Genomic DNA, 12,044 nt, shown 5'->3' with positions numbered 1-12,044 from the left:
TTATTAAACTATAAAATATTATGCTGTAACTTGTTGTAACTCGCGATCTTTAGGTGCGATGCCAACAGGTAAGATAACACGGCCATATTCAGCATTTAACACTTGTGCCATTGCAAAATAAATCGCGCTCAAACCACAGAAAATACCTTCAATGCCGGCAATAAAACCAATAGTTTCGCTACCAGTAAAGTCTCGAGCAGCCAGTAAGAAGAATAAAATCGTTAAAGAGCCAAAAATAACTTGCTTAGCTGGCGGGTAACGTAAAGAACCGATAAACATGAAGGCTGTAAACACACCCCATAATAATAGATACCATGCCATAAATGGTGCAGGACTTGCAGCAAACCCAAATTTAGGCAGTACGATTAAGCCGACTAACGTTAGCCAAAATAAGCCATAAGAAGTAAATGCCGTTGTACCAAAGGTGTCACCACGCTTAAAGCACATCATGCCAACAATAACTTGCCCTAAACCACCATAGAAAATACCCATCGCTAGAATCATAGAATCTAGAGGGAAAAAGCCAGCATTATGGATATTTAATAAAACAGTCGTCATACCAAAGCCCATTAGTCCTAATGGTGCTGGATTTGCAAGTTTTGTAGACATCTTCTTCCCCTACAGGATTTTCAACAAAAGTGATAAAACTTCAAAATGTGTTCGCATATTTATGCGCCGCGAATTCTAATTGAAGCAGCGACACAGATCAATGCCTATATCATTAAAAACAGCATCTAAATCAAAAAACACCATTAAAGCATAAAATATGTAAAGAACCTTTATGATACTAAAAGCCAAAATTTGTTAGTAATTATTAAAAACATTAAAAGCAGTTACACTCACACCATACGCTTGCAAAAAATACACATAACTAATTGATTATAAATGAATTTAATTAAGTTAATAATTTTAAATAAACAACACACAAAAATAAATATAACGACTTATTTTATCACTTAATTGGGAGTATTAAAAAAAAGCCTAAAAATATCGATTTTTCACAAATATAACGATAAAAAAAAGCGACCTAAGTCACTTTTTTATATAGAACGAGTAAAATTCAATACAATCCCAATTTCGATATATCGTTGTAGTTATTATTTCATGCCAAATCATCAATGTTGATAATCACAACATTGATGACAAACTTGCTCTAAAATAGTAATCAGTCGCTGTTGATTTAACGGTAATGGATTGCCTTTTATCGCACTGGTACGTAATGCATCTTCAGCAACCTCTTCAAACGTGGTACTGCACAATCCATACTTTGATAATAGTGGCAGCTGTAATTTTGTTAATATGCTGTCTACCCATTGCACACTATCCTCAATATTAGCATCACTATTCATGGTCAATATTACTGCCAATTTTTGATAACGGGCTAACACATCACTACGCCCTAACTCGATGGCAACAGATATATTTTCAGCCATTACATAAGGGGCTAACCGCGCAGTAATCAATCCATGTGGAGCATTCAAACGTCCACTTAATGATGATGCTAGCCCATGAGCCGCACCTAGTTTCGCATTTGAACGTGCCATACCGCCTAACATTGCAGCAAAAGCCATATCACTTCTTGATAAATAATGGTCATCTCGACACGCCGCTAATATTGACATCGAAATGCGCTTTAGCCCTTCCTCACAAATCATATCTGTTAATGGATTTGGCTCACCACACACATACGCTTCCATCAGATGGGTAAACGCATCCATTGCGCAGCACCCAGACAAAACGCTGTCCATTCCATAAGTTAACGTCGGATCAATAATTGCTAAGTCAGGGAAAAGTTCAACATTACTTAAATTAACTTTCACTTGTTCCTGTGCCGATTGTAACACCGCACTTTTGCTCACTTCAGCTCCAGTACCTGCTGTTGTCGGAATAGCAATAAATGGCAACGATTTAACTTGCAACGGTACATTACGCCCTACAACATCGACATAATCATAGACACTGCCTTGATTAGGAATTAATGCCGCCAATGATTTCGCGACATCAAGCACACTCCCCCCCCCAATACCGATGACCATATCAGGACAAAAAGTACGTCCCATTGCAGCTAATTCCTCTATCATCGCAATTAATGGCTCACCTTTAATGACTAATCGTTGATAGCGCATATTCTGCTGTTTAAAATATTGCTCAAGTTGCTGTGAACGCTGCGGATCCTGACCTGTGACTAATAATGCACTGTAACCAAATTGATTCAGTAACGATAAAGAATCATGCAAAGCACCTTCACCAAAGATAATCCGTGTTGAAGTCATAAACTGAAACATAGGCTATTTACCTCACCCTAAATCACGTCAATTAAATAAAAGTATCAACTCTGACAATTGTCATTAGCCATTATTGTTAATTGTACGTAACTAGATTCAATCAGATAAGTTAACCAAATATTGATTGCAAACAATTTTTTGCTTGTTTCAATAACTACACCGTTAAGATCAATCCTCACTCACAATAGCAGTAATACGTTACTAACAAACAAATGTCGTAAAAGTGACTTTTAACCGTAATAGAAGCGTAATAACGCATCGGTAGGCTGCATAAAGTTCAACGGCAATGAAGCCATATAAATGATTTAACGAGGAATGAACCATGAAACAAGCAGCAGTGGTAGCCGCTATCTTTACCAGCTTATCAACAACAGCAACCGCAGCAACGGTGTATGATAATAATGACACTGTGATTGACGTTGGTGGTAGAGCAGAAGCACGTTTTAATATCTCAAAACAAAATAAAGGTATTAATAACGACAGTAATGAATTTAAAGATAAAAGCCGTGCTCGACTCGCTTTAAAAGGAAAGTCTGCAATTAATCAACAACTCACTGCTTTTGGTAAATATGAAGCGGAAATTTCAGACAATAAAGATAGCACTGTCACCACTCGTTACCTTTATGCTGGATTAGACTCACAATTTGGTGCATTTTCATATGGTAAACAAGATTCAGCTCAAGTGATGATCACTGATTTTACTGATATTTTATCAACCTTTGGTGGTGATGCTGTTGATCTGGTTGATGGTAATAAAGACAAACGCGAAAATAATTTTTTATATGTCGGTGAGTTTAATAATCTTGCCATTGCAGCTAACTATATTGCAGAAAATAACAGTGACACCAAAGACAGTAACAGTGTCGGTATTACTGCCCAATATAGCTTTCCTTTTGGATTAAATTTAGGTGCAGGCTATGTTAATGGTAATGATGGAGTCGATATAGATGCCAACCAATTTAACCTCGCAATAAGTTATCAACTCGACAATATCTATGCAGGAGCAACATACGCTAATGGCAAACATGGTGATGCTGACTTAAATGGTTATGAGTTGGCAGCAGCGTATACATTTAACCAATTTACCGCACGAGGCGTTTACAATTTTCAGCAATCAGAAACCAACAATATCACCACAGATGAAGTTGACTATTTTGCTTTAGAAGGCCTCTATAAATTCAACAAAAGTCTACGTACTTACATCGGTTATAAATTCCAACAACTTGACGCCAAAGATGATGAATTACAGGCAGGTATTCGTTACGACTTTTAAAGGTATCCATTCAGTTTTACGACTAAGCCAGATAATATTTCTGGCTTTTATTTTTTGGGTACAATTAACGCATACCTAAACAATATCGTTTTTATCTATTGGTTTAACAGAAAAAACCCTCTTCCGCTATTGCTACAGTCACGCTATAGTAACTGTAAATTATGCAGGAGAAATTTATGTTCGTTGTTATTTTTGGTCGTCCAGGTTGCCCTTTTTGTGTTCGTGCAAAAGAACTAGCAGAAAAAATTAAAGAAGAGCGTGACGATTTTAACTTCCGCTACGTTGATATCCATGCCGAAGGTATCAGTAAAGCTGATTTAGAAAAGACTGTAGGTAAGCCAGTTGAAACTGTGCCTCAAATTTTTGTTGATCAAGACCATATTGGTGGTTGCACTGAATTTGAAGCTTATGCAAAAGAACATAACCTTCTTTTTAAGTAAGCATTGAGACTGATTAACAAAAAGGCTGACATTGTCAGCCTTTTTTATCTGTCACGATTATTTTTGATAATTAAAACACCATTTTTTAACGTATGATCCCCCTTTAAGAACCTCGCTGCTATTAAAAAGACAATTTATCTCAACAAGTTCCTTTAGAAGATATATTTTCGCTATTTATTTATAATATAAACTATAACCTCTTCCCAAAATCGGCTAGACTTTATGCCACTTTTATCTTTCCATTATTTCGGAAATCCGTCGTGAACATTGATGTAGCCGCACTTCTACACCAAAATGATATTTTATTACTCTTTGTAGTCCTTGCTGTTGGTTTAAGTATTGGTAAGATTCGCTTTGCCAAGATGACACTAGGTAACTCCATTGGCGTTCTACTGACTGCTTTATTATTTGGTAATGCGGGTTTTACGTTTGATACTGATGCACTCAATATTGGCTTTATGCTGTTTATTTTTTGTGTTGGTATAGAGGCTGGGCCAAACTTCTTTGGTATCTTCTTTCGCGATGGTAAGCACTATTTGCTATTAGCATTAGTCGTTTTACTGTCATCCATTGCTATCACCATGACCATGGCACGTTATTTACACATGGATATCGGTTTAGCAACGGGCTTGATGGCGGGTTCATTAACCGCAACGCCAGTACTTGTAGGTGCAAAAGACGCACTGAACAATGGTCTTGCAGGTATTACCGATCCTGCGATGATTAAGCAATTAAGCGAAAGTTTAAGCGTTGGCTATGCAATGTCTTATCTTGTTGGTTTAGTCAGCTTAATTTTCCTCGCTAAACTGATGCCTAAATTACAAAAGCAAAACCTTGCCGAGTCGTCGCAGCAAATAGCACGTGAGCGTGGTATTGGTGAAGTCGCACAACGTAAAGTATATTTGCCGATCATTCGTGCTTACCGTGCAGGTCCTGAATTGATTAATTGGATTGATGGCCGCAATTTACGTGAACTGGGTATTTACCGTCAAACAGGTTGTTATATTGAACGTGTACGACGTAATGGTATTTTAGCTAACCCTGATGGTGATGCCATTTTGCAAGAAGGTGATGAGATAGCATTAGTGGGCTACCCAGATAGCCATGCTCGTCTTGATCCTAGCTTTCGTAATGGTAAAGAAGTTTTTGATCGTGATTTACTCGATCTACGCATTGTAGAAGAAGAAATTGTAGTTAAAAACGACGGTATTGCAGGTAAGCGTTTATCAGAATTAAATTTATCTGAATATGGTTGTTTCCTTAACCGTGTTGTACGTGCGCAAATTGAAATGCCAATGGATCATAATATTCTATTGAATAAAGGTGATATCTTACAAGTCAGCGGTGAAAAAAGTCGTGTGTTAGGGCTTGCTGAACGCATTGGTTTTATCTCTATTCATAGTCAAATAGCTGATTTACTTGCGTTCTGTTGCTTCTTTATCATCGGCCTATTAATGGGTTTAATCACCATGAAGTTTGGCCACATTGCATTTGGCTTAGGCAGTGCCGCTGGTTTATTGATTGCCGGTATTACCCTTGGTTTCTTACGTGCTAACCACCCTACTTTTGGTTATGTTCCCCAAGGTGCCCTCAACATGGCTAAAGATTTAGGCCTGATGGTATTCATGGTCGGAATTGGTTTAAGCGCAGGTTCTAATCTGTTTGCTTCTATTGCGCATATTGGTTTAACGGTATTTGTTACCAGTTTAATGGTCAGTGTTATTCCTGTGGTATTAGCCTACCTTTTTGGTGCTTATGTACTAAAAATGAATAGAGCATTATTATTTGGCGCAATCATTGGTGCGCGTACTTGCGCTCCTGCAATGGATATGATCAATGAGCATGCGCGTAGTACGATCCCTGCACTAGGTTATGCTGGTACTTATGCAATTGCTAACGTACTTCTAACCATCGCTGGTACCTTGATCTTTATTTTCCAATAGCACTATTCAAGTTAATATTTATCCTATCTTTATAGTGGGTTAACTCATTAATTTATTAATGAGTCAGCCCCTATTCAGCCTGACACTCTACACTGGTTATTAGCGTAAAAATGTAACTAGCAATGCAATCATTTGATTTTATCATCCAATTTCCCGCTGGTTTACATATTCAAACATGGAATTATGGTAACAATAACTAATGCGCTTTATTATTAGATACTTTACCATTGCTCATAAATACCATTCGTTATCTCTGGTGCCCAATCTATGCGTATTCTTATTGTCGAAGACGATGCCATCCTTAGCCATCACCTTAAATCGCAACTCAGCGAATTAGGAAATCAAGTTCAGTGTGCCAACACTGCTGAAGAAGGACTGTTTTTCGCACAAAACTATCCTAATGATATTGCTATTGTTGATATTGGTTTACCTGATAGAGATGGCATCAGCTTAATTAAAGACATGCGTAAAAAGGGACTTCGTTTACCAATAATGATCCTAACTGCACGTTCAAATTGGCAAGATAAAGTCACAGGGCTAGAAGCAGGTGCTGATGATTATTTAGTAAAACCGTTTCAAAAAGAAGAAATGGTTGCACGTTTAAGTGCACTTGTTCGTCGTAGTGCCGGTTTTGTAAAGCCAGAAATGACAGCGGGTGATATTCGCGTCGATTTATTAGCTAAGCAAGTTTATATTTGCGAAGAATTATTAGAACTAACCGCATTTGAATACGATTTATTAGAGTATTTAATGCGACACAGTCGTCAAGTTGTCTCTAAGCAACGTTTACTTGATGTACTTTATGAAGATCAAGAAGGCGATCCTAATACAATTGAAGTAATGATCAGTCGCTTACGGAAAAAATTCACCAAAACTGGACAAAATAACCCTATATCAACCATTCGTGGTCAAGGGTATATTTTTGAACTCAATGCCCAATGAGTCGATTTTTCCAACCTCGATTAAGACAGCGGGTGTTGATCACTTCAGTTGCAATTATTGCACTGGTTACATCAGCCCTCGCTGCAGTTATTAATAAACTTTATTCTCAAAGTTATATGGCATCATATTCATCGGAACTTGTTGCACAAATGCCGATGGTTGTGGCACAACTTAATCGGGCTGGATTAATTAAAGATGTCGACAAATGGATTGATTCTCTCGATCCCTCAGACACCGATTATATTGCCGTTGTTTGTGATCAAAGTGACAAAACAACTTGGGTTTCAAATAAAGCATCGGCAGAAAAATTACGCGATGTTTGCCGTTATTTACCAGAAAACATATCGACTCCGACTCTTATTACGATGAAAAATCATCAAGGCTATATTGCTTATAACCTTAGTCGTAATAAAGAAAATGGTACTATCTATCAATTAGTTGTACTACGTTCAGCCGATGCTTACGAACACTCCCTTGCTCAATTACATAAACGTACAGCTTTCTACTTAGGGCTGTTTGTTTTAATTGCCGTGGCATTTCTTATTGCAGCCTTTCATTGGGGATTCCAGCCATTACGAAAATTAGCCTTCCAGCTTGATCAAATGGCAGAAGCTAAACGAGAAAAACTGGATGATAATTATCCAATGGAACTGCAAGAGGTTACCATGGCGGTAAACCGATTAAGCCGTATTAGTCATGACCAACAAGGTCGTTATCGGCATGCGATGGATGATCTTGCTCATAGCTTAAAAACTCGTTTAGCAGCAACAAATGCCCTACTTGATGATGCAAGTTTAGATCGTCGAGAACTAAATCAACGCATTATGGAACAAATTAGTCAAATGGATGATTTGGTACAATACCAACTCAAACGGGCAATGGTAGGCCAGCAAGGGTTACAAAAAAGCAACGTTGAGCTCAAACCGATCATTACTAGCCTCGATCGTATGCTAAGTAAAATCTATGCTGATAAACATGCAACATTACATTATCACTTTAATGACGACTTAAAATTACCTCTCAATAAAGATGACTTAATGGAATTGTTTGGCAATATGCTTGAAAACAGTTTCCGTTTTTGTATTAGCCAAGTGAAATTATCAGTTATTGAAACTAATGACGATTTTACCATTATGATTGAAGATGACGGCCCGGGAGTAAAACCTGAGTTACGTGAAGCTATTTTTCAACGCGGTGTACGCGCAGATCAACTCAACCCAGGTCAAGGTATTGGTTTATCTGTTTGTAATGAAATTATTGATAGCTATCAAGGCAAAATTAATGTCGAAGATTCAGAACTTGAAGGCGCAGCATTTATTATTAAACTGCCTAAGAGCTAAGCTTTGATAATACAATAAAGTAGCTAGCGTATATCGCTGGCTACTTTTTTTAGAGATATAAAAAAACCGCCATGATGGCGGTTTTGTAAAATATTAATCTTTCAATGCGATTAGATATCTTCTACATCAAAATCAACAACAGGATTTACATCCGCATCGTAGTCAATACCATCAATACCAAAGCCAAATAGCTTTAAGAACTCATCTTTGTATTGTTGGTAATCAGCAACATCATACAAGTTATCGTTGGTTACTTTTGACCATAGATCACGACAATGCTGTTGAATGTCTTCACGCAATTCCCAGTCATCTAAACGTAAACGATTCTCAGCATCAACGTCAGCTGCTGTACCATCTTCTTTATACAGGCGTTGGCTAAACATACGTAGAATCTGCTCCATGCAGCCTTCATGTACGCCTTCTTCACGCATCTTCTTGAACACCATCGCAATGTACAATGGCATAACCGGAATAGCAGAGCTTGCTTGCGTCACAACACTCTTTAGCACTGCAACATTGGCAGAACCACCTGTCGCACTTAACTTAGTGTTTAGCTCTTTCGCTGCGCGATCTAGGTCCATTTTTGCTTGACCTAATGCACCATGCCAGTAAATAGGCCATGTTAGCTCAGTACCGATGTAGCTATAAGCAACAGTCTTACAACCGTCAGCTAAGACACCAGCATCTGCTAATGCATTAATCCATAGCTCCCAGTCTTCGCCACCCATAACGGTAACAGTATCAGCAACTTCTTGCTCTGTTGCTGGCTCAATACTGGTTTCAATCAATACGTTTTTATTAGTATCAACAGCCGTTGTTGTATACGTTTCACCCATTGGTTTTAGGCATGAACGAACAACTTCACCTGTCTGTGGCAATTTACGCACTGGTGATGCCAATGAGTAAATAACCATATCAATCTGACCAAGATCTTGCTTAATCAAATCAATTGTTTTTTGTTTGGCTTCGTTAGAGAAAGCGTCACCATTTAGACTTTTTGAGTAAAGACCTTCAGCTTTAGCAAACTTGTCAAATGCTGCTGAGTTATACCAACCTGCAGTACCTGGTTTTTTCTCTGTACCTGGCTTTTCAAAGAAAACACCAATTGTCGCTGCGCCGCCACCGAATGCTGCTGCAATGCGTGATGACAGACCGTAACCACTAGACGAGCCAACCACTAATACACGCTTTGGTGCATTAGCAATTGGGCCTTGTGCTTTAGTGTAAGCAATTTGCTGCTTTACGTTATCTTCACAACCAACTGGGTGCGTTGTTGTACAAATAAATCCACGAGTTTTAGGTTTGATGATCATTTTCAACTTCCCTTACATAATTGTGAATAGGATAAAAGGTTAATGGCAGATACGCATTAAATTTATGCCATAAATGAACAAAAATCACAGTGGTTGGAGGTGTTATGCCAATTTTTGGTCAAAAAAAGTGCCACGTATTTACGTGGCACACGGGAGATTCCAGGTTTATATTTCATTGGCTAAGTAACCCTAAGCTGCCTTCCCTGGTTGCAAGCTTACTTGTTTAAAATGGTCAGCACAAAAATGATCAACTTGAATCGCTTTTTGTCTTAGCTTCTCTGCATTCTCTATCTTTTGGCGGTCATCTTCTGTGATCACTCCCGCATCCAACGCTAACTGCAACTTTTCAATCAATGAAGCTTTGCGTGGGATCTCACCATTACGTGTCGCCTGCATCAATTTACGCTCTAAAGGTTTGATCTCATTCAAAGCAATAAATGCGCGTTCCATGATTGCAACCGGATCATCATCTTTGGTTCCGACGTAACACAAATGCGTTAATCGGTCTCGATGGACACTAGGAGTCATCAGTAACGCTGCAATACTGATACTTATATCATCGGTTGGTGCTGAATAATGAATCCCAAGAGGAAAAGTGAGTAAACGTAATGTTCGACCAACACCTCTGCGTGGAAAGTTACTAAATACGCCTTCAAACGCGATACCACATTGGTGCAAACAATACTGTAATGAATAATGAACCATGGATAAATCTTGCTGCTGGCGACCATCGTCCTCAAACCGTTTTAATACTGCTGACGCTAAATATAAATGGCTTAACACATCACCTAAGCGTGCAGATAACAATTCACGACGTTTTAACTCCCCACCTAAACTCAACATTGATACGTCAGCACACACAGCAAGTGCTTTTGACATTCGCGATAAATGACGATAATAATAACTGGTTTCATCGTTTACAGGGGTACGATTAAAATAGCTACCACTAACGGCATTTAGCAATGATTTAGTTATATTTCCGGCAGCAAAACCAATATGTTTTATCAATAATTCATCAAAGTCTTTTTTAGCTTGCTGCTCATCAGGGTTAGCAGCAGCGGCCATTTCATCCAGTACATAAGGATGACACCGGGTCGCACCCTGACCAAAAATCATTAAATTACGGGTCAGGATATTGGCACCTTCAACAGTTATTGCAACGGGAATACCAAAATAATGATGACCCAAATAATTCATAGGTCCAAGCTGAATACCACGCCCAGCATGAACATCCATTGCATCATTCAGTACTATTCGTGACATCTCTGTCATATGATATTTAGCAATCGCGGTCACAATGGCGGGTGTTTGCCCGGAATCTAATCCAGTCGTGGTCAATGTTCGCGCCGCTTCTAGCATATAAGTAAAACCACCAATCCGGCCTAATGCTTGTGCTACACCTTCGAAATTACCGATTGGCATTCCAAATTGCTTACGTACAACCGCATAAGCTCCGGTTGTTTTAGCTGCTAAATGACCAATAGCAGTTCCTAATGCAGGTAATGAGATCCCTCGCCCTGCTGATAAGCACTCCACCAGCATTCGCCAGCCTGTACCGGCATAATCCTGACCACCAATTATCCAATCTAACGGAATAAAAACATTATTCCCGCATGTTGGCCCATTCATAAATGCCATATTTAATGGATCATGACGTGCACCGATTTCAACCCCAGCATGGTTCGTTGGAATCAAGGCGCAGGTAATACCAAGATCAATTTTATCGCCAAGTAATCGCTGTGGATCTTTCATTTTAAACGCTAACCCAAGCACAGTTGCCACAGGTGCTAGGGTAATATAACGCTTATTCCAGGTTAACTTTAACCCTAGCACCTGCTGACCTTCATGTTCGCCATAACACACAATACCTTCATCTGGGATCGCGCCTGCATCTGAACCTGCATTTGGCCCTGTTAATGCAAAACATGGAATATCAACACCATCTGCTAATCGTGGCAACCAGTAATCTTTTTGCTGTTGTGTACCATAATGGGTCAGTAATTCACCTGGACCTAACGAATTAGGAACCATCACACATACTGCTGCACTTAAACTTCGCGTTGCTATTTGAGCCACAATAGTAGAATTAGCATGTGCTGAAAAATCAAGCCCGCCATATTGTTTACCAATAATAAGTGCAAAGAACTTTTCACGGCGTAAGTATTGCCAAACTTCAGCGGGTAAATCTTTTTGTTGTTGAACGATTTGATAATCATTGAGCATTGATAGTAATGTTTGCAGTTTTGTATCAATAAAGTGTTGCTCTTCATCACTCAGAATTGGTTTTGGGTAATTAAGTAGCGTTTGCCACTGAGGTTCACCACTAAATAACTCGCCATCCCACCATACACTGCCAGCTTCCATAGCTTGTTTCTCTGTGTTTGAGAGTGGTGGTAATACTTTCTTGAACAGTTTAAAAGCAGGATCACTTAAATAACGTTTACGCATGCTTGATAACGAGCTCATAATGCATATCCTTTTGTGATTCAATGATAAATAGCAGTGATG

At 38.8% G+C, this 12,044-nt stretch carries 9 protein-coding genes; 5 read left to right on the top strand and 4 right to left on the bottom strand.

Going from position 1 to position 12,044, the window contains the following annotated elements; all coding sequences use genetic code 11:
* Nucleotides 1-18: 18 nt before the first annotated feature.
* Together PAND9192_RS02060 and PAND9192_RS02055 are read right to left on the bottom strand one after the other, a co-directional pair.
* Entirely contained in the window at nucleotides 19-609 is a 591-nt protein-coding gene (locus PAND9192_RS02060) for an acetate uptake transporter (protein WP_087852335.1), read from the bottom strand.
* Nucleotides 610-1,115: 506 nt separating this feature from the next.
* Nucleotides 1,116-2,285, bottom strand: coding sequence for an iron-containing alcohol dehydrogenase (locus PAND9192_RS02055; protein ID WP_087852334.1), 1,170 nt, complete (start codon nucleotides 2,283-2,285; stop codon nucleotides 1,116-1,118).
* A 322-nt stretch (nucleotides 2,286-2,607) separates the two neighbouring features.
* Here PAND9192_RS02055 and PAND9192_RS02050 point away from each other — a divergent pair, with 322 nt between their 5' ends.
* The 5 genes from PAND9192_RS02050 to PAND9192_RS02030 all read left to right on the top strand — a co-directional run bounded on the left by PAND9192_RS02050 (nucleotide 2,608) and on the right by PAND9192_RS02030 (nucleotide 8,223).
* Nucleotides 2,608-3,558: a porin gene (locus tag PAND9192_RS02050; protein ID WP_087852333.1), complete on the top strand. Its 951-nt coding sequence runs from the start codon at nucleotides 2,608-2,610 to the stop codon at nucleotides 3,556-3,558.
* 176 nt (nucleotides 3,559-3,734) lie between these two features.
* Nucleotides 3,735-3,998, top strand: coding sequence for a GrxA family glutaredoxin (locus PAND9192_RS02045; RefSeq protein WP_036795265.1), 264 nt, complete (start codon nucleotides 3,735-3,737; stop codon nucleotides 3,996-3,998).
* Nucleotides 3,999-4,258: 260 nt separating this feature from the next.
* Nucleotides 4,259-5,941: an aspartate:alanine antiporter gene (locus PAND9192_RS02040; RefSeq protein ID WP_060996575.1), complete on the top strand. Its 1,683-nt coding sequence runs from the start codon at nucleotides 4,259-4,261 to the stop codon at nucleotides 5,939-5,941.
* A 267-nt stretch (nucleotides 5,942-6,208) separates the two neighbouring features.
* Entirely contained in the window at nucleotides 6,209-6,883 is a 675-nt protein-coding gene (locus PAND9192_RS02035) for a response regulator (protein ID WP_065166235.1), read from the top strand.
* Nucleotides 6,880-8,223 (top strand): ATP-binding protein, encoded by a 1,344-nt coding sequence (locus tag PAND9192_RS02030; RefSeq protein ID WP_087852332.1) that lies wholly within the window; start codon nucleotides 6,880-6,882, stop codon nucleotides 8,221-8,223. The genes PAND9192_RS02035 and PAND9192_RS02030 overlap by 4 nt, the downstream gene beginning before the upstream one ends.
* A 110-nt stretch (nucleotides 8,224-8,333) precedes the next feature.
* On the opposite strand, the gene fabV is transcribed toward PAND9192_RS02030, so the two are convergent.
* Together fabV and PAND9192_RS02020 are read right to left on the bottom strand one after the other, a co-directional pair.
* Nucleotides 8,334-9,536 carry an enoyl-ACP reductase FabV gene (fabV, locus tag PAND9192_RS02025; protein WP_087852331.1) on the bottom strand — a complete coding sequence of 401 codons (1,203 nt, stop codon included), beginning with the start codon at nucleotides 9,534-9,536 and terminating at the stop codon, nucleotides 8,334-8,336.
* A 189-nt stretch (nucleotides 9,537-9,725) separates the two neighbouring features.
* A complete protein-coding gene (locus PAND9192_RS02020; protein ID WP_087852330.1) occupies nucleotides 9,726-12,002 on the bottom strand; it encodes an acyl-CoA dehydrogenase in 2,277 nt (758 codons plus the stop codon).
* Nucleotides 12,003-12,044 lie beyond the last annotated feature (42 nt).

This window comes from Photobacterium andalusiense (genome assembly GCF_900185625.1).
Classification (GTDB): Bacteria; Pseudomonadota; Gammaproteobacteria; order Enterobacterales; family Vibrionaceae; genus Photobacterium; species Photobacterium aquimaris.
This window is presented reverse-complemented; position numbering and strand designations above follow the sequence as displayed.

What these genes read in the sequence shown, in the direction of transcription:
- PAND9192_RS02045 (WP_036795265.1), top strand. Translation starts at nt 3,735, where the DNA reads ATGTTCGTTGTTATTTTTGGTCGTCCAGGTTGCCCTTTTTGTGTTCGT.
- PAND9192_RS02055 (WP_087852334.1), bottom strand. Translation starts at nt 2,285, where the DNA reads ATGTTTCAGTTTATGACTTCAACACGGATTATCTTTGGTGAAGGTGCT.
- PAND9192_RS02020 (WP_087852330.1), bottom strand. Translation starts at nt 12,002, where the DNA reads ATGAGCTCGTTATCAAGCATGCGTAAACGTTATTTAAGTGATCCTGCT.
- PAND9192_RS02035 (WP_065166235.1), top strand. Translation starts at nt 6,209, where the DNA reads ATGCGTATTCTTATTGTCGAAGACGATGCCATCCTTAGCCATCACCTT.
- PAND9192_RS02030 (WP_087852332.1), top strand. Translation starts at nt 6,880, where the DNA reads ATGAGTCGATTTTTCCAACCTCGATTAAGACAGCGGGTGTTGATCACT.
- PAND9192_RS02050 (WP_087852333.1), top strand. Translation starts at nt 2,608, where the DNA reads ATGAAACAAGCAGCAGTGGTAGCCGCTATCTTTACCAGCTTATCAACA.
- PAND9192_RS02060 (WP_087852335.1), bottom strand. Translation starts at nt 609, where the DNA reads ATGTCTACAAAACTTGCAAATCCAGCACCATTAGGACTAATGGGCTTT.
- fabV (WP_087852331.1), bottom strand. Translation starts at nt 9,536, where the DNA reads ATGATCATCAAACCTAAAACTCGTGGATTTATTTGTACAACAACGCAC.